This window comes from Corallococcus llansteffanensis, assembly GCF_003612055.1.
In the GTDB taxonomy this organism is placed as follows: domain Bacteria; phylum Myxococcota; class Myxococcia; order Myxococcales; family Myxococcaceae; genus Corallococcus; species Corallococcus llansteffanensis.
Genome location: NZ_RAWB01000167.1, coordinates 1 through 16,998, shown reverse-complemented (window position 1 = coordinate 16,998; position 16,998 = coordinate 1). Strand labels below are relative to the sequence as shown.

14 protein-coding genes are annotated in these 16,998 nt (G+C 70.6%); 10 read left to right on the top strand and 4 right to left on the bottom strand.

The window, feature by feature from the left end; all coding sequences use genetic code 11:
• The first annotated feature begins 194 nt into the window (after positions 1-194).
• Positions 195-923, top strand: coding sequence for a 2OG-Fe dioxygenase family protein (locus D7V93_RS17540; protein WP_120644500.1), 729 nt, complete (start codon positions 195-197; stop codon positions 921-923).
• A 199-nt stretch (positions 924-1,122) separates the two neighbouring features.
• On the top strand, positions 1,123-2,130 hold the full coding sequence (locus D7V93_RS17535; protein ID WP_120644497.1) for a hypothetical protein: 1,008 nt from the start codon (positions 1,123-1,125) through the stop codon (positions 2,128-2,130).
• Between the two features lie 7 nt (positions 2,131-2,137).
• Here D7V93_RS17535 and D7V93_RS17530 read toward each other — a convergent pair whose 3' ends face one another.
• The gene (locus D7V93_RS17530) at positions 2,138-2,782 is read right to left on the bottom strand and encodes a glutathione S-transferase N-terminal domain-containing protein (protein WP_120644499.1); all 645 of its coding nucleotides are present in this window, start codon (positions 2,780-2,782) and stop codon (positions 2,138-2,140) included.
• 325 nt (positions 2,783-3,107) lie between these two features.
• Here D7V93_RS17530 and srmL point away from each other — a divergent pair, with 325 nt between their 5' ends.
• Complete coding sequence (gene srmL, locus D7V93_RS17525) at positions 3,108-4,244, top strand: PheS-related mystery ligase SrmL (RefSeq protein WP_120644496.1); 1,137 nt, start codon at positions 3,108-3,110, stop codon at positions 4,242-4,244.
• Between the two features lie 103 nt (positions 4,245-4,347).
• Here srmL and mtgA read toward each other — a convergent pair whose 3' ends face one another.
• Complete coding sequence (mtgA, locus tag D7V93_RS17520; protein ID WP_120644495.1) at positions 4,348-5,247, bottom strand: monofunctional biosynthetic peptidoglycan transglycosylase; 900 nt, start codon at positions 5,245-5,247, stop codon at positions 4,348-4,350.
• Between the two features lie 95 nt (positions 5,248-5,342).
• On the opposite strand from mtgA, the gene D7V93_RS17515 reads away from it, so the two are divergent.
• From D7V93_RS17515 to D7V93_RS17490, 5 genes are all read left to right on the top strand, one after another.
• Complete coding sequence (locus tag D7V93_RS17515; protein WP_244237355.1) at positions 5,343-6,920, top strand: DUF4034 domain-containing protein; 1,578 nt, start codon at positions 5,343-5,345, stop codon at positions 6,918-6,920.
• A 122-nt stretch (positions 6,921-7,042) separates the two neighbouring features.
• Positions 7,043-8,434: a hypothetical protein gene (locus D7V93_RS17510; RefSeq protein ID WP_120644493.1), complete on the top strand. Its 1,392-nt coding sequence runs from the start codon at positions 7,043-7,045 to the stop codon at positions 8,432-8,434.
• Positions 8,435-8,484: 50 nt separating this feature from the next.
• Entirely contained in the window at positions 8,485-8,820 is a 336-nt protein-coding gene (locus tag D7V93_RS17505; protein ID WP_147451213.1) for a hypothetical protein, read from the top strand.
• A gap of 381 nt (positions 8,821-9,201) precedes the next feature.
• Positions 9,202-10,932 carry a hypothetical protein gene (locus tag D7V93_RS17495; RefSeq protein ID WP_147451212.1) on the top strand — a complete coding sequence of 577 codons (1,731 nt, stop codon included), beginning with the start codon at positions 9,202-9,204 and terminating at the stop codon, positions 10,930-10,932.
• 11 nt (positions 10,933-10,943) lie between these two features.
• Positions 10,944-12,815, top strand: coding sequence for a hypothetical protein (locus tag D7V93_RS17490; RefSeq protein WP_120644489.1), 1,872 nt, complete (start codon positions 10,944-10,946; stop codon positions 12,813-12,815).
• 45 nt (positions 12,816-12,860) lie between these two features.
• Here the strand turns inward: D7V93_RS17490 and D7V93_RS17485 are convergent, their stop codons facing one another.
• Both D7V93_RS17485 and D7V93_RS17480 read right to left on the bottom strand, forming a co-directional pair.
• Positions 12,861-13,655 carry an SRPBCC domain-containing protein gene (locus D7V93_RS17485; protein WP_120644488.1) on the bottom strand — a complete coding sequence of 265 codons (795 nt, stop codon included), beginning with the start codon at positions 13,653-13,655 and terminating at the stop codon, positions 12,861-12,863.
• A gap of 44 nt (positions 13,656-13,699) precedes the next feature.
• Positions 13,700-14,194, bottom strand: a complete 495-nt coding sequence (locus D7V93_RS17480) for a hypothetical protein (protein ID WP_147451211.1) — start codon at positions 14,192-14,194, stop codon at positions 13,700-13,702.
• A gap of 36 nt (positions 14,195-14,230) precedes the next feature.
• Here D7V93_RS17480 and D7V93_RS17475 point away from each other — a divergent pair, with 36 nt between their 5' ends.
• Positions 14,231-16,243, top strand: a complete 2,013-nt coding sequence (locus D7V93_RS17475; protein WP_244237354.1) for a right-handed parallel beta-helix repeat-containing protein — start codon at positions 14,231-14,233, stop codon at positions 16,241-16,243.
• Positions 16,244-16,421: 178 nt separating this feature from the next.
• Positions 16,422-16,998, top strand: a 577-nt coding sequence (locus D7V93_RS17470; protein ID WP_279636923.1) for a hypothetical protein, incomplete at its 3' end; no start/stop codon positions are given.

Here is a 16,998-nt window from a genome sequence, read left to right as displayed (position 1 = left end):
GGCGAGTGCTGGGCTCGATGGACACGGTGTGACCTCCGAATGACGTTGTCGGCGGTACGTCGCGGAAGGTTTTCCGGTTACAGGGCCCTACCTTCGCGGGGTGCGGCCCACCGGAGGGACCTGATTCCAAGCGGTTGCAACGTGCGCGCCCTGCCGTCATGGTCCGCCGCGAGCACCGCCGCCCCGTCACGCCCATGAGCTTCTCTCCGCCCGTCACGCCTCCTTCGGATGTCCACTCCGTCCTTCGCGAGCGCGGCTATGCCGTCCTCAGCCGCGCGGGCCTGTGCGAGCTGGTGGGCACGCCTGCCCCCGCGCTCGACGCGTTGCTGCCGACGTGGAACGACCTGCCGCTCGACGGGTACCTGCGGGACGGCGGCCGCTACCGCTCGCGCCGGCACTCGTGCTTCGTCGTCGACGGGGCGTCGGTCTCCCAGGTGCCGCACCGCGCGCACTGGCAGCCCGTCGAGTACAACGCGCTGCACGGCGGACTGGAGCGCTGGTTCGAGCCGATTTCACCCGCCGTCGTCTCGCAGCCCGTGTGGCCGCGGTTGCTGCGCGAGCTGGGGGCCTGCAGCTCCGCGCTGAAGGGAGCCGGGCCCTGGTCCGTCGAGGCGCACCAGTTCCGGATCGACACGACGGATGGCATTGGCCGGCCGACCCCCGAGGGCGCGCACCGCGACGGCGTGGACTTCGTCGCCGTGCTGCTCACGGGCCGTGAGGGCATCAAGGGCGGCGAGACGCGCGTGTTCGAGGCGGCGGGGCCGAACGGCATCCGCTTCACGCTCACCGAGCCCTGGTCCGCGCTGCTGCTCGATGACGCGCGCGTGATTCACGAGAGCACGCCCATTCAACCGCTGGACGGCAAGGGACACCGGGACACGCTCGTGCTGACCTTCCGCGCGAAGGGCTTCCAGGGCCCCTGATCGCTGCCGGCCCGCTCCACCCCACTGGTGACCCCAGACATCAGGTGGTGAATGCCGTCATCGCGCCACTCGAGGTGTTGAGGGCCTTGGTGACGGAGGCGCTCGTCCCAAGTGCCTGAGTTCCCGAGCGGAAGGATGGCCCGGGCCTTCGCGAGCAGCGGGCCGGGGTGCTGGCATGCGTCCTGCTCATGGGCCAGGCATGTCCATCGCGTCCCTGAACCGTTCGTCCGTCTCCCGGCCCCTCTCGAGCCCCTCCCCGCTCAAGCCGGCCGCCACTCCGGCCCAGGGCGTGGTGGGCACGCCGACGCAGCAGCCCCGGAACGACCTGTGGCGCAAGCTCATGACCGACTCCTTCGAGCAGGGACCGAGCAAGGCAGGCGGCGCTTCAGGGGGATTCGAGAAGGAGCTTTCGCAGCTGGTGGGCCAGCTCATGCAACTGGCGAAGGGCCTGGAGACGCAGGCGCTGGGAGGCCAGGGCGGCGACCTGGGACAGGAGGCTCAAGGTGTCCCGTCCATCGACGCGTTCGAGCCCCAGAGCCCGGCTCCCGCCGCGAGCCCGGACACCGCCCAGGCCACCGCCCAGGCGCACCCCACCTCCGCCAGCGACGCGGGCCCCGGGTTCGGCCCGCCGTCCGCCGGCTCCACCGAGCCTGCGCCAGCGAACGCGCCGTGGCTGGCCAAGAACAACGTCGGGTCGCCCTACAACAGCAACATGCAGCTCATCGACCCGGGCCAGAAGGGCCAGTTCAAGTACACGAACACGTTCACCAACAAGACGAACGAGCCGCAGACCCTCACGCTCTGGAACAAGACGGGTGAGCACGGCGGCCCGAACGACGGGCAGAACTTCGACAAGAGCACGCCGAAGACCTTCACGTTGCAGCCCGGTCAGTCGCAGGTCGTGGCGTTCGACAACAACAGCAGCGTGGCGTGGTGCGCGTCGAAGGACGGCTCGGCGAAGCCGGGCGCGAACTCCGGTCAGACCTGGGGCGAGGCGACGTTCGCAAACTCCGGCACGGGCTGGAGCGGCTACGACACCAGCCAGATCAGCCCCGCGGGCCACACCGGCAAGATGTCCATCACGAACGAGGCCACCGGCGTGACCGTGACGGAGGCCAACGCCTGGCAGACGGAGAAGGACGACCCGGCGGGCCATGACATCGGCGTCCCCGCCGGTCCGCTGAACCTGAAGACGGACCTCGGCTGACGCACCGTCACGTGTCGAAGCGGAAGGCGGTCTCGCTGACGGAAGCTCGCGTCGCGAACTGCTGACAGAACCTGTTCAGCGCGGAGTAGGGAGCCGTTGGCAGGACGTTCCGGAACTCCAGGTGCGTCACCAGACAGTAGAGCGTGGCCTCCAGATAGCTGAGGGCCCGCTGCGCGGGGAGCACGGCGAGCACGCCCCCTACGTTCTCCTCCAGCCACGCCAGCATGTTCATCAGCGACTGGCGCAGCTTGGCCTGGTGGGCGCTCCCCTCGGTGGCGCCGCCCATCTGGGACATGACGAGCGCCACTTCCGTCGACATGGCCTGAAGCGCGAGCTCCTGCGCATTGGCAAGCACCGGCGTGTCGAGGTCCTCCGGCCAGACCACGCGGGGCTTGAGCTCCGAGCGCCGCCACAGCTCGCGACAGACATTGAGCGAACCGAACCAGACACCCTGAGGCGTCTTCAGGCTCGGGATGCGGAGCGCGGGGTTGCCGCCGTAGTCCTCTGGATTCGAGGACATGAGGTCGCGCACCACCTGGAATGAGCAGTCGACGCGCAGCTCCGAGGCGAAGATCCGCGTGATGCGCGTGAAGTGTGAGCTCGAGCGGCCAATGAGGACGGGCCTGGCGAGCGCTTCGATTGCAGCTGGCATGGGAGCCTCCGCTTCAGGGAGCGACACGGCGCCACCGTAGCCGAGCGTGCCCGACTTGCCAGGACGCACCGGCTTCGTTCATCCTGCCCGCATGTACCTCGTGGTGAGTGCTCGTCGATTTAGCCGCCCCCCGGCCCCGTTTGGGAGTCGGGAGGCCGTGCTCTTCGACTGAGCGCACGCCCCTCTCGTTGGTGGAACGCCGTCAGGCGCGACGCCCTCCCGAACTCGCCGGGGGGACATCCGAAGCCGGCGGCGCAAGGCGGCTTCCCCGCCCGGCGTCCCGGAGACCGCTGCGTCCCATCGCCCTTCCACCGAGAGGTTTCCCATGTCGTCCGTCTCCGTCTCCATCCTCAGCGCCGAAGAGCTCCGGCGCGCCCTGTCCGTCCGCGACCTGACCGACCCCACCCACGGCTCGCACGCGATGCAGCAGCTCGTGTCCGCCGCGCTGGACGCCCTGCGCTCCGCCTGGGGCTGCGAGGTGCGCATCCACCGCCAGAGCCCCGTCGTGTCCATCGCCGACAACTACGACCGGCTCCACTACCCGCCCGGCGGCGCCGCCCGGGATGCTCGCTACTCGCGCTACGTCTGTGACACCGCGCTGCTCCGCTCACAGACGTCCGCCATGATTCCCGGGCTGCTGCGCCACCTGTCCGCGGCACCGCCCGAGGACGCGCTGCTGGCCTGCCCCGGCCTCGTCTACCGCCGTGACTGCATCGACCGGCTGCACACCGGCGAGCCCCACCAGATGGACCTCTGGCGCATCCGCCGGGGCCCTGCCCTCACGCCAGACGACCTGCGGGACATGATTGCCACCGTGGTCCGCGCGCTGATCCCGGGACGCGAGGTGAAGCTCACTCCGGCCGCGCACCCGTACACCACCGACGGCCTCCAGGTGGACGTGCTCGACGGCGCGGAGTGGGTGGAGATTGGCGAGTGCGGCCTCGCACTCCCCGCGCTCCTGGCGGAGAGCGGCCTGGACCCCGGCACCACCACGGGCCTGGCCCTGGGCGTGGGGCTGGACCGCATCCTGATGCTGCGCAAGGGATTGGACGACATCCGCCTGTTGCGCTCGGCGGACCCACGGATTGCGTCACAGCTGCTGGACCTGGAGCCCTACCACCCGGTGTCCCCCATGCCAGAGGTGCGGCGGGATCTGTCATTGGTGCTCGACGAGCAGCAGACACCGGAGGAGCTCGGAGACGCGGTGCGCGCGGCGCTGGGCGAGCGGGCGGAGCTGGTGGAGAGCGTGCAGGTCCTCTCCGAGACTTCCTGCTCTGCCCTGCCCCCGAGCGCGGTGAAACGCATGGGCATCTCCCCGGGCCAGAAGAACGTGCTGCTCCGCGTCGTGCTCCGCGCGCTGGACCGCACGCTGACGCACGACGAATGCAACACGCTCCGGGACGACATCTACGCGGCGCTCCACCGGGGCACCGCGTGGGAGTGGGCGGCACGGCCCCACTGAGCCCATGACTTGACGATGACGGTCGGAGGGTGCTCGAGCGTCAAGTCCGCCACCCAGCCCACCGACGCCCTCTCGGTGCGCGCGTTGAACGAGGCGTCGCGCCTCAGCTTCCCGCGGGCAGCCGGGCGATGGCCTCCGCCACGGAGCCGGGCGCGGGCGGTACGCCGAAGAAGCGCGAGAGCTCGGCCTGGGCCTCGCGGGCTTGCGCTCCGCTGATGCGACCTTCGCGCTCCAGCCTCGTGAGGATGACGCCGGCGCGGGTGCGCAGGGCCTCGGGCCGCTGGGCCGGCAACCAGCGGCGCGGGGCGGGCAGCATGCCCGCGAGCATCGCGCCCTGCGCCACGCTGAGCGCCCGCGCCGAGACGCCGAAGTGCTCGCGCGCCGCCGCCTCGATGCCGTAGACGCCCTCACCCCACTCCACGACGTTCACGTACAGCGCGAGGATGCGCTGCTTGGACAGGTAGGCCTCCAGCCGGCGGGTGAGCAGCAGCTCCTTGCCCTTGCGCAGCAGGCTGCGGTCCGTGGAGAGGTAGAGGTTCTTCGCCAGCTGCTGCGTCAGGGTGGAGGCGCCGCGACCCAGGCGCGCCTCGCGCACCGACTGCTCGAGGGCATTCTCCACCTCGGTCCAGTCCACGCCCTCGTGCCGATAGAAGCGCGCATCCTCGGAGATCAGCACAGCGTCCACGACGTGCGGGGCCACCGCGCCGAGGGAGACCCAGGCCTGGCGCACGCGGGGCTTGCTGCCCGCTTCGAGCGCCTCCTCGGCTCGCTGCGCCATGAGCGCGGTGGTGCGCGGGTTCTGCGTCTGCAATGGGCTCACGTCGGGCAGCCGCGCGTATTCCACGCCGAGCCAGAGGGCGAGCATCAGCCACCCGCCGAGCGCCCAGCGACCCCAGCCCGGGCCGGAGCGCTTCCCCACGGCGCGCCGGGCACCGGTGGAGAGCTGCTTCGTCTTCTGCGTCCGGAGGGAAGAGGTTCGCGCGGAGGGCGGACGGGAGGCCATCGGTGTGTGCAGATGTGCCCCGGTAAGCAGCCGCTGTCCAGAAGACGGCCGGGGCGGCAACCGGCCGGCCCGCGTTTGCTAGCGTGCCACGCCCCATGATCTCCCTCCGTACCGCGCTCGGCGCGGGAGTCCTCGTGCTGGTCCTGGTGACGGCCGGGCTCGCCGTGCATGCCTTCCAGGCGAAGCGACACGCCGCGGTCGAGGCGCGCATCGCAGCCCGCCAGGAGCCCGTCCTGACGCCTGCCCCGGGCCCCGCGCCCCGCGGGCTTCCGGTGGTGTCGCCGGCCGGGCTTGAGCGCGGCGAGGTCCCCCGTGGGCATGTGGACGGAGTGGCGCTGCGCGCGCTCCTGATCCGTCGCCAGTTCGAGGAGCTGACGCTGGCGGTCGAGCAGCTCCAGTGGGGCATGGAGTCGAACCCCCAGGACGAGCACTGGATGACGGACGGCATCCAGGCGCTCGGCAACGGTGCCCCCGACTCGGAGGCGCTCCTCGACGCCTGGGTGGAGGCGTCGCCGCGCTCCTTCGCGCCCTACCTCGCACGGGGCGCCCACTGGGTGAACGTGGGCTACCTGCGGCGCGGGACGAGGTTCGTGGCGGCGACGGCGGACGAGGAGCTCGCCGGGATGCAGAAGGCCTTCGAGCGTGCGGTGTCGGATCTCCACCGCGCCTGGGCGCTCCAGCCGAAGGCGGTCGCGGCGGCGCGGCCGCTGCTCAACGTGGCGACCGCGCTCGGCGACCGCGAGGCGCGCGAGCGCGTCTTCGCTCGCGCCGCGGAGCAGTGCCCCTCCTGCGCGGATGTCCGGACCGTCTACCTCCACGGTCTGACCCCCCGCTGGGGCGGCTCCTACGAGGAGATGGACGCCTTCGCCGAGGCCCAGAGCCGCGCTCACCCCGAGCTGGGCTTCCTGCGCGGCTTCGCCGATTGGGACCGCGCGCGCGAGCCGGGGGCCGACACCGACCGGACCCTGGCCCTGCTCGCTCGGGCGCTGTCGGCCGGTGACCACTGGGAGTTCAGGCTGGAGCGGGCGGATCAGCTGCGCCGCACCAAGGCCCTGGACGCCGCGCTCGTTGATGCGAACCAGGCCGTGGCCCTGCGGCCCGCTCGCGCGGACGTCTACTTCGGGCGCGCCCGGATCCTCGCTTCAAGCCAGAAGTGGGGGCCCGCGGGAGAGGATCTCCTGCACGGCCTGCGGCTGGAGGCGACGGACGCGGAGGGGCGGGCCCTCCAGCCTGGCGTGGTGAAGGGGATGGTCTACGCGGCCTGGGAGCAGCACGAGGCCGGACACCGCGAGGAGGCCCTGCGCCTGCTCGAGCTCGCGGGGGAACTCGCCCCGGGCGACCCCGAGGTGTCGCGCTGGCGCACCCGGATCGTGACCTCGCAGCCGCAGGCGGAGGCGCAGCTCAAGGAGCCGGAGGACTTCCGCGCCGTGCAGCAGCGGGACTACGCCCTGGCGCGAGAGCGGCGCTTCGCGGAGATCCTCCCGCTCTGGGACGCCTTCCTCGCGCGCAATCCCGAGCACGGCCTCGCCTACCTCGAGCGAAGTGGGACGCACTACCACCTGCGCAATCTCGAGGCGGCGCTGTCCGACCTCAAGAGGGCATGTGACCTGGGCATCAACGAGGGCTGTGCCCGGGCGCGTCAGGTCGAGCGAGCCAGGGACGCGGCCCGCTGAGCCTCCGCCGCTGACCGCACGGCTGCGCACCCTCCCGCACACGATCGCGCCTGGGCTGGATCCAAATTGCCCGTCAGTGGACAAGACTGCATGGACGCAGCACCCACCACGCTGGAGATACCGTGCGAGTCTCGAACAAGTACCTGGCCGTGGCCTACACCGCAGTCTTCCTGTCCCTCTCCCTGGGCTGTGGAGGAGACACGGATGACAGCCCCCCTCAACCGGATGACCACGAGAGCCGGAGGCAGGGAGAGTCGCTCGACTCGGTGGAGTCTCGCTGGAAGCGGGCCGTCAAGGACAAGCCCACCGGCATCTCCTCCACCGTGGAGCTCTCGGGCAGCTCGTTCGTCCTGACCACGAAAGGCCAGGCCCAGGTGGATGCGCCGGGCGTGCTGGTGCCCGCGCCCGCGTTCTCCACCAACCAGCGCAGCGTCTTCCTGACCAACGCCCAGGTCGGCTCGCAGACGGGACTGCTGGTGCTGGAGGGGCCGCAGATCCAGTTCACCACCGGCACGCTGGGCAGTGTCGACGTCAGCTCCGCCACCGCGCGCACGCAGCCACCGAGCGGCAGCACGACGCCCGTGGTCGCGCTGACCACGCAGGACAACCTCACCGACGCCAACCCCACCGCCACCTTCCCCGAGGACTGGATCGGCACGGAAAAGTCCCTGTTCTTCTCCGACGCGGCCGTCATCCACGCCAGCAACCTCACCCTCACGGGCTTCACCCGCGGCCTGCTGATCACCTCCACGGGCAACACGCCCATCACCGGGAGCGTGACGGTGAGCTCCGCGGAGCGGCTGTACTGGGACGCGAAGTCCGTCATCCAGGTGGCGACGAGCACCGTCCGCAGTCCCGCGTTCGCGCTCGGCGGCGAGGTGGAGACCGGCGCCGTGGCCTCGCCGGAGCTGCCGGCCTCCAGTCCGTCTCCCAGCATGCTCAAGGGCAAGCAGGCCGAGGTGACGCTCCGCCCCGGCAACGTGAAGAGCCAGGGCTCGTTCCAGCTCACCCAGGGGGTGACGCAACAGGGGGGAATGCTCCTGCCGGCCGACGTGGAGCTTGCCTATGACACGACGCCCGTTACGGTGAAGCAGGGCCAGCGCGTGCTCATCCCCGTGGTCTTCCGGGAGAAGACCCTCAAGGGCGATGCCGTGATCTCCGAGCTCCAGGTGACAGGCACCGGCAAGGACGCGGTCAGCGTCCCGCTGGACCATGTCGAGACCTACCTCGAGTCGCTCTGGGCGACGGCGGGACAGGCTGGGATTGGCGCGCCCTTCCTGGCCATCGGCCTGGCGCCCCTGTCGCCGTTCATCGCCATCGGAGAGGCGCTCGGGTGCCTGTTCTCCACCTGCCCCCGTGCCTTCCCCATCTGGGTGGAGACGGGGAAGGTCGAGCGCTTCCACATCATCGTCCAGGGCAAGGTTCCCCCGGGCACCTACGAAGCGACGGTCACGCTGGTGGGCCACAACTACACCCCGCAGGCCATCCCCGTGCACTTCACCGTCACCGAGTGACGGTGCGGTGAGTGGAACGTCGCGCCTGGATGTCCCAGACTGGGCCCGACATGAATCGATGGAAGGTGGCTTTCTTCGGCGTGCTGGGGCTGTGGGCGCTGACGCTGGTCGTCGGGGCCTATACGACGGTGGACGCGGCCGTCACCACGACCTACGCAGGTGAGGGCCGTGCTGACTGCGAGGCGCACCGCGACTGGCTCGACGCGATGCTGCGGGGACAGGTGACGCGCACGCAGGTGAAGGCGGCGCGCCCCAAGGTGACTCGCACGGTGGCGGACCACAGCTCCGTGCTGGAGTCCGGTGACGTCAGCGTGCACTACGACGCGAACGGCCGCTATGCCTCCTCCCAGCTCGGCGCGAGCACGACGCCGGGCTACACGGAGTAGCCACACCCCGAGCGGGCATCGTCGAAGCCACCGCGGGCCAGGGCCTCGTCTTCGACGTCGTGGGGCCCATCAACTGGCTCGCGGTGATGCGGGTCAACGTCCTGGATTTCGACGAGGCGCTCGCCGCGGCGAAGACCTGGTAGCGCGCGGAGAGGAGCGGATCCGACAGCCTGGGCGTGTGGAAGAAGAGGACGTTGTCGTCCGCCGTGCCGTGTACCCGCAGCTTGCCGATGTTCGCGCAGGCATCAGCGTGTTCCTGGGGCAGGCCCAGGTAGCGCTCGGTGTCGCAGTCGCGCGGGTCCGTGGTCGCGGCCGCGTTTGCGGCCCAGAGGCTCGGTTCGTTAGGGTGCGCGGGCCTTCGCCGCCCAAGGGGCCTGTTCCATGGTCGTGTCCGCCGCACACTTCCTGCTTCCGCTGCTCACCCTGTTCGCCTTCGCCTGTGGTGGCTCCGGGCCGCCCTGCGAGGGAGCGGCCTGCGACCCGGGCCCCTGCAGGCGCCGGGACTGTGGATGGTCGGGGTTCGGGACGCAGGGGCTGCTCGTGCCCACGCCGCCCACGCCGAGCGAGCTCTTCCTGCTGGACGGCCTCGCCTACACGCGGTCCTTCGCCTTCGAGGCGCGGGCGGACCACATCTACACCTTCTCCTGCACCGCCGAGGGGTTCGAGTCCTGCGAGGTCCGCCTGGGCACCGACCCCCAGGCGACGTTCACCGAGCGTGTGGGACGCACCACCCTCACCCACTACCGCGCGCGCTTCGCGGGCACCGTCACCGCGGAGGTGGGGGCACTGCCACAAGGGAGCGCCGGCACCTTCCAGTACGCACTGGCCGAACGCACCGACGACCACGGCACCGACGCCGACCAGGCCACGCCCGTCACGCCCAACGTCGCGCGGGCCACGGGACAGCTCGACGTGGGACCGGACACGGACGCGTTCGCCTTCGACCTGGAGGCGGGCCACGCCTACTCCGTGTACTGCGAGGGTGCGTTTCCCCCGAGCAGCGTTCGCTTCACGATGTACGACCCGACCGGACGCTTCGTCGAAGGCTACATGCCCGACATGAGCGTGCCCGGCCGGTACGGCGTGGCCCCGCTGACGGGCCGCTACTTCTTCCAGCTCTCCGTGGATCAGCTGCCCCTCGCCGTCCCCTACGCGTGCGATGTGGAGGACCGGGGCGTGGACGACCACGGCGCCACGTTCTCCACCGGGACCCGGGTGCCGGAGGGCCCGAGCGTCGCGCTGACCGGCGAACTGGAGCTTCCGGGGGACCAGGACTACTTCCTCTTCCTGGCCCGCGCGGGCCACGCCTATGCCCTGCGCTGCGACACCCTGCCGGCCGTCCCCTGCCCCTTCGGCAGCGTCCGCGACGCGACCGACAACGGGAAGACCCATCCGGTGGGCGTCACGCGGGACACGCTGCTCGCGGTGCGCGTGGCCTCGCTCTCCGGGGGAGTGGGGCCCTACGCGTTCACGCTGGTGGACCTGGGCCCGGACGAAGGCTCGGGCCCCCACGACGCGGTGGCGGTGTCCAAGGCCGTACCCGTCACCGGCCAGCTCACCCCGCTGGGGGACGAGGACTTCTTCCGCTTCGAGGCCCAGGCGCGGCACGTCTACCGCGTCCAGGTGGAAGAGGGGCGGAGCGTGGAGGCCTTCCTCCTGGACTCGCCGGAGCAGAGCCTCACCCGGTATGACCGCGTCGCGGGCTCCCGGCGCTTCCAGGTGGGCACCGACGCGGCCGTACTGCTGCGCGTCTCCGGCTGGCAGGGCGAGTACCGCCTCCAGGTGGAGGACCTGGGCCTGGACGACCACGCGGACACGCGCGAGGAAGCGACGGACGTGGGCGGCGCGCTGAGCGTCAGCGGCGTGCTGGACACCTCCACCGACGTGGACTGGTTCTCGCTGGAGTTGCAGCCGCGCCCCTACGCCCCGCGCATCACCACGCGCGACACGAAGTTCCTCCTGCTCGAAGCCGACGGCGTGACGCCCGTCCCGTGGGACGCGGCCCTGGGCGCCTGGGTGCCGCGCGCCGGGGGATCGCACCGGGTGCGCGCCGACGTGTTTGGTGCCTTCACGGGCCCGGACACCTACCGCTTCGAACTCCTTCCCCGTTGAGTCCCCAAGCCATGCGCGCCTTCCTTCCTTCCTCCTTCCGCGCCCTGCTGACCGCCGTGCTGCTGGCCGGCTGTGGCAGCACCGACCCCGTGGGTCCCACGACCGAAGAGGTGCTCCGGGTGTGCGACGGCGTGAGCTGCACCGCGGGCTACTGCACGAGCGAAGCGGGCGTGGCGGTGTGCCGCTGCGGCCCGGTGGACCAGGAGCTGCAATCGGTCTGTGAAGTGGACGAGGTGGGCGACTTCGACCTCTCCCCGTATGCGGAGCCGCCGGAGCTGACGGTCCCCTCGGGGCCCGGCACCGGGCGACTGCACCGCTACGACAGCGACCTCTTCACCTTCCAGGCGGTGGCCGGCCGCGCCTACCGCTTCACCTGCACCCCGGAGGGCTTCCTCCGGTGTGACGTGAGCCTCTCCACGCCGGACCGGGGGCAGGGCCACGAGGCGCTGGTGACCTACACCGGCACGAGCACCGTGTTCACCTATCAGGCGCGGGATGCGGGCCTGCACACCGTGCGGCTCTCCGCCTGGCCCACCGGGAGCTCGGACGCGCGCGGCACCTACCAGTACACGCTCGTCGAGGTGGCCGACGTGGAGGGTGAACCGGCCGGGCACGCGCCCACCGTCTCCACCGATGGAACGCCCTTCACGGGCCACCTGGACTTCCGCGACGACGTGGATGGCTTCACCTTCGCCGCGAGTGCCGGGCACGTCTACCGGGCGCGCTGCACGGGCCAGGGCCTGGAGCCCATCCTCGAGCTTCCCGACGCGGAGCGCCGGTGGGGCTTCCGCCGGGACACGGAGGGATGGACGGCGGTGGTGAAGCTGGACGCGGGCCTGCACCTGCTGCTCGTGAGCGCCCCCACGGCCGCGGGGACGAGCGACTACCGGTGCGCCATCGAGGACCTGGGCCCGGACGACCACGGGGGCACGTGGGCCCTGGCCACGCAGGTGCCCGCGCCCGACCCGGAGCGGCAGCTGACGGGCGTGCTGGAGACCACGGCCGACGTGGACTTCTTCGCCTTCTCCGCCCGGGCGGGCCACGCGTACGAGCTGCGCTGTGACAGCGACGACGCGGGGTTTTGCGCCTTCAGCTACATCGACGACGCAAGCCGCGTCACGCCGCCGCGCCCCATCGTCGTGACGGAGGACAAGGTGCTGCGGGTGCGGGTGTCCGCCCACGGCGTGGTGGTGAGCGGGGATCGGATCCACGGCCCGTACACCCTCACGCTGGTGGACCTGGGCGCGGACCAGGGGACGAGCGTCGCGGACGCCGTGCCCCTGGCCGTGGGCGTCTCCGTGCCGGTGCTGTTCGCGCCGTTCCGGGACGTGGACTACTTCCGCGTGGACGTGGCGCCCGGACGCATCTACCGCGCGGCCTTCGACCCGCCGGTCCCCGGGAGCTTCGGGGTCTTCCGGCCCTCGGCGCCGGACCAGAACCTGCTGCGCTACGACAGAGGATCGCAGGTCTTCTTCAAGTCGGCCCAGGCCGAGTCCCTCGTCGTGTCGGTGAGCGGCTACGAAGGGGCGTTCTTCCTGCGAGTGGACGACGTGGGAAGCGATGACCACGCGGACACCCGCGAGGCCGCCACGGCGGTGCCCGCCCCCACCCTGCGGGCCGAGGGCCAGGTGGACACGGTGTCGGACGAGGACTGGTTCGCGCTGGAGTTGCAGCCGCGCGCCCATGCCCTGCGGATTGCCCAGAGCGGCTCCTTCATGAGCTACAGCCTCTTCGAGTCGGACGGCGTGACGCCCGTCCCCCCCGACCCCTTCACGGGCGACGTGCGCCCCCGCGCCGCGGGCCGGCACTACCTGCGCGTGTCCAGCAACTCCCCCTACTTCGACGCGCGGGGCACCTACGTCTGGGAGCTGCACCCCCGGTAGTTCAGCAGGGTCCAGGTCAGCCCTGGGAGACCTGGCGCGTCGTGGTCAGTCCTTCGCGAGGTTCGTGAGGACCTTCGACCAACGCTCACGCATCGCCTCCCGGGCCTTCGCGTCCGGTAGGTTCTCCATGTGCACGCCCAGGGAGACGCCCCGCGCCTTCGGCACCAGCGTGAGCTGCAACGTCGCCGGCTTCTTCCAACCGTCTGGCTGCCACGTCATGCGAAGACGGTCCCCGGGCTTCACCACCCGGATCTCTCCACGCACGCCTGGCGCTCCGCGACGCTTGGGGACCTCATAGGGCATCCCCGGCTTGAGCTTCAGCGCCGCGCCGGTGCCAAGCCAGTGCTCCGGCTGCTTCGTGACCCACTCCCACAGCGCGGAGGCTGTCATTGGAAGCGTGCGCACCACGCCCACCTGGAAGCCCGTGGCGGCGGTCTTGCCCACCACCCGCTTGCCTTTGGCCTGTTGCCCGCGCGTGGCGATCTCCGCGAGCCGCACCTGCACCAGCTTCTTCACCAGCTTCGCCGGGAGCGGTTCGTCAGGCAGGAAGGTGATGCCGCTCTTCGACGTGGTGTAACCGTCCAGCTCCGCCTTCAGCACCGGCACCACACCGCCGCTGAAGGGGTAGTAGCCGCAGTGGGTCTTGAAGAACGCGAAGCCCGCCACGGCGTTCCCGTCCACCTTGAAGGTGGGCATCCGGTAGCTGATGGTTTCAGTGGCGCCCGGGAGCAGCTTGCGGAGCTGCATCCGCAGCGCCCCCAGCGTCTTCTTCGCCGCCGGATCAGCCACGCTCGCCAGATACGCGTCGATTGGCTCCGGTTCCCGAGTCTTCGTCGCCATTGTCTTTGGACCCCCGAGGCGTTTCGTCCTGGCTTAGCAGAACCTCACGACTCGCGATCAGCCTCTTCCTGGAAGGCGAGGTACTCATCACTCGTCGTGTTCGCCAGCGCCTGGGAGGGCAACTCATGGGGGCGACCCGCGAGGACCTTCCGAGCGCTCCCCGTGAAGAGGACGACCTCTCCCTTGGGAATTCCGCGGGACTGATAGACCCTGCCGCTCTTGCAGAGCGCATGGACGGCCGTGGAGACCTCCCACCGCGCATCGTAGCAGGCATACTTCCGGAGCTCGGGCGTCCGCGCGCTCTCGTCCAGGCTCTTGTACGCGTAGAAGAGGAGCTGTCCCCCCGACGCATTCCAGAAGTCATCCACCGCATCCTGGAGCCTGTCGATGGACACGGACGCGGGGGGTAGCTCCTCCGCGCGCATCTCGTCCGGGTCCTTGTCGCCAACCCAGTCGAAGCCCAGGATGTCGTGGTCGAAGAGGAAGTGGATGAACTCCTCCATCACATGGACCTGGGCGAATTCTCGTAGCGGGTTCATGGTGCCCGTCTACCACCCGAATGAGCGTAAGCCTCCATGAACCGTTCCTCCTTTCGCTGGGCTCTTGTGCTGGGGTTGCTGTCCTGCGTCGCCTGCAATGAAGACCCACCGGAGGGAGGAGGCATCGACACCGACACCCAGGCGCCCTCGGTCCCCGAGGCACCGGGCGCCAGCGCCGTGTCGGCTTCACAGCTCTCCCTCACCTGGACACCCAGCACCGACAACGTGGGGGTGACGGGCTATCGCATCGAGCGGTGCCAGGGCGCGGGCTGCCTGGATTTCGCGCTGGCGGGCACCGTGAGCTCGCCGCCGTTCGCGGACACCGACCTTCCCGCCAGCACCGCCTTCGGCTACCGGGTGCTGGCCACCGACGCGGCGGGCAACACCAGCGCGGCCTCCGCCACCGCTCGCGCCACCACGCTCGCCAGCGGAGGAGGCGGCGGTGCCAACGCCACGGTGGCGGGAGCGACGAGCCTCCCCTTCCCCACCCTGCATCATCTGACGGTGGAGTGGGCATTCAGCGGGGATGCCAATGCCAATGGCGTGGTGACGGTCCGCTACCGGGCCTCGGGCACCGGCCCCTGGCGCGAAGCCATGCCGCTGCGCCGCGTTCCGGCGGGCAGCAACGAGGGCTTCAGCTGGACGAGCCGCCATTCCGGCACCGTGTTCGACCTCCAGCCCGGAACGTCCTACGAGCTGGAGCTCACCCTCACGGACCCCGACGGCGGGACGACCACGCGCACCGCGACCGCGACCACGCGCCCGGTGCCAGTCCCCATGGCGAACGCCCCCATCAAGGCGGTGACCCCCGCCACGTTCGCCAGCGTCGCCGCGGGCGCGCAGCCTGGGGACATCCTCCTGTTGGGCGCGGGCACCTACCCTGGCTTTGATTGGTCCCGGAGCGGCACCGAGGGAAAGCCCGTCGTCCTCCGGGGTGGCTCGGGGGTGGTGATCAACGGCGCCATCAACCTCTTCACCCAGGCCTACGTCCACCTGGAGGGGCTCACCGTCAACGGCCGCATCCGCTTCAACGGTTCAAGGCATGTCGTCATCCAGCGGTGCACCGTCAACGCCAGCAGCACCTACGGCGGCGACGGCATCGTGACCTATGCCCGCGCGGAGAACGCATACATCGCGGACAACGTGGTGACGGGCCTGACGCAGTGGGCGGAGTCCTCGCTCGGCGTCAGCGGAAACAACCTGGGCGAGGGCATCGCCGTCACCGGCCCGGGCCACGTCATCCTGCACAACCGCGTGACGGGGTTCCGGGACGGCATCTCCCTGTTGGAGGACGACGAGGCCGTAGACCAGTACAGCATCGACATCCTGAACAATGACTTGAGCGGCAACGCGGACGACGGTATCGAGGCGGACTTCTGCTTCCACAACTGCCGCATCGTCCGCAACCGGCTGACCCACAACTTCATCGCGCTGTCCTCCCAGCCGGGCCTGGGCGGTCCCACGTACTTCGTCCGCAATGCCATCTACAACGCGGTCCACGTGGCCTTCAAACTCTACCGGGGCAGCACCGGGGACGTGCTGCTCCACAACACGGTGGTGAAGAACGGAGACGCATTCGGCATCTACGCGGGGCGGCCGGTGGCGGGGCTCTACGCGCGCAACAACCTCTTCCTGGGGGGCGCGGGCGGGACCTTCAATGGCTACAGCAGCGGCACGGGGCGGGTGCTGCACCTTCCCGACCTGGTGGTCGAAAGCTCCAGCCTGGACCATGACGGCCTGGGCTCCACCACGGGCACCCTCACGGGCCGCCTGGGCGGCACCACGTTCAGCAACCTCCAGTCCCTGCGCACCAGCACCACCGAACAGCACGCGGTGCAGGTGGACCTCGCGGCGTTCTCCACCGCGGTGGCGTACCCGGCCGCACCGCTGACGCTCTCGCCAACGCCGGACCTGCGCATCCGCGCGGACTCCGCCGCGGCGAACGCCGGCCAGCCCCTCGCGAACATCAACGACGGCTTCGCCGGGCTGGCGCCAGACCTGGGGGCCTACGAGGCGGGCGCGGAGCTGCCCCTCTACGGCCCACGTTGAGCGAGGGCTTCGGGCGCCGTGCGCAGTTCACGCATCCGTCACGAAGCCGGCCCGTCGTGAAGGTGAACATGCGAGGGTGACAGGGGCCGGGATCATTCCAGAAGGAAGCCACATGCGTTCGACCTCCGCCCCATGCAGCCCCTCGCTTCACGCCCCGTGGCGATACGGGACAGGGCTCGTGCTGGCCCTCTGCCTCGTGGTGGCCCCCGGCTGCGGCGAGGACGACGTGGATCCGCAGCCGCCGTCCTACTTCCAGCCTGACACCGCGGCGCTGGATGTCCTTCCCGGCGTGTATCCCAACGCCATCGACCTGACGGGCTCGGGAAGCCTCGAAGTCGCGGTGCTCGGGGACGAGACGCTGGCCGCCGAAGAGCTGTTGGCCGACGAGGCCACGCTGTCGGCCCCGGGAGGCAAGGCGAAGGTGCGGGCACTGGCAGCCGGCACCGCGCGGGATGTGGATGGGGATGGCCGCCTGGATGCCATCCTGAGCTTCTCCGTGCCCGAGTTGAAGGCGGCGGGCGTCCTGACGCAGCAGACGGCCCAGGTCGTCTTCGGCGCTCGGACGCGCGGCGGTGCCACCGTCAGCGCGCGGGATTCGGTCCATGACATCCACCACCCGGTGGTGCGGTTCCCGCCTCCCACCGGCCCCCACGCGGTGGGGACGTTGGAGGACGCCTGGACCGATGAGGCGCGAGAGGAGACGCTCACCCCCACGTCCGGCGACAAGCGCGAGCTGAAGGTGCGCTTCTGGTCCC

Coding starts and splice junctions, on each gene's coding strand:
- D7V93_RS17515 (WP_244237355.1), top strand. CDS start 5,343: ATGATCTCCCTCCGTACCGCGCTCGGCGCGGGAGTCCTCGTGCTGGTC.
- D7V93_RS17505 (WP_147451213.1), top strand. CDS start 8,485: ATGAATCGATGGAAGGTGGCTTTCTTCGGCGTGCTGGGGCTGTGGGCG.
- D7V93_RS17540 (WP_120644500.1), top strand. CDS start 195: ATGAGCTTCTCTCCGCCCGTCACGCCTCCTTCGGATGTCCACTCCGTC.
- D7V93_RS17485 (WP_120644488.1), bottom strand. CDS start 13,655: ATGGCGACGAAGACTCGGGAACCGGAGCCAATCGACGCGTATCTGGCG.
- mtgA (WP_120644495.1), bottom strand. CDS start 5,247: ATGGCCTCCCGTCCGCCCTCCGCGCGAACCTCTTCCCTCCGGACGCAG.
- D7V93_RS17490 (WP_120644489.1), top strand. CDS start 10,944: ATGCGCGCCTTCCTTCCTTCCTCCTTCCGCGCCCTGCTGACCGCCGTG.
- srmL (WP_120644496.1), top strand. CDS start 3,108: ATGTCGTCCGTCTCCGTCTCCATCCTCAGCGCCGAAGAGCTCCGGCGC.
- D7V93_RS17480 (WP_147451211.1), bottom strand. CDS start 14,194: ATGAACCCGCTACGAGAATTCGCCCAGGTCCATGTGATGGAGGAGTTC.
- D7V93_RS17475 (WP_244237354.1), top strand. CDS start 14,231: ATGAACCGTTCCTCCTTTCGCTGGGCTCTTGTGCTGGGGTTGCTGTCC.
- D7V93_RS17495 (WP_147451212.1), top strand. CDS start 9,202: ATGGTCGTGTCCGCCGCACACTTCCTGCTTCCGCTGCTCACCCTGTTC.
- D7V93_RS17535 (WP_120644497.1), top strand. CDS start 1,123: ATGTCCATCGCGTCCCTGAACCGTTCGTCCGTCTCCCGGCCCCTCTCG.
- D7V93_RS17530 (WP_120644499.1), bottom strand. CDS start 2,782: ATGCCAGCTGCAATCGAAGCGCTCGCCAGGCCCGTCCTCATTGGCCGC.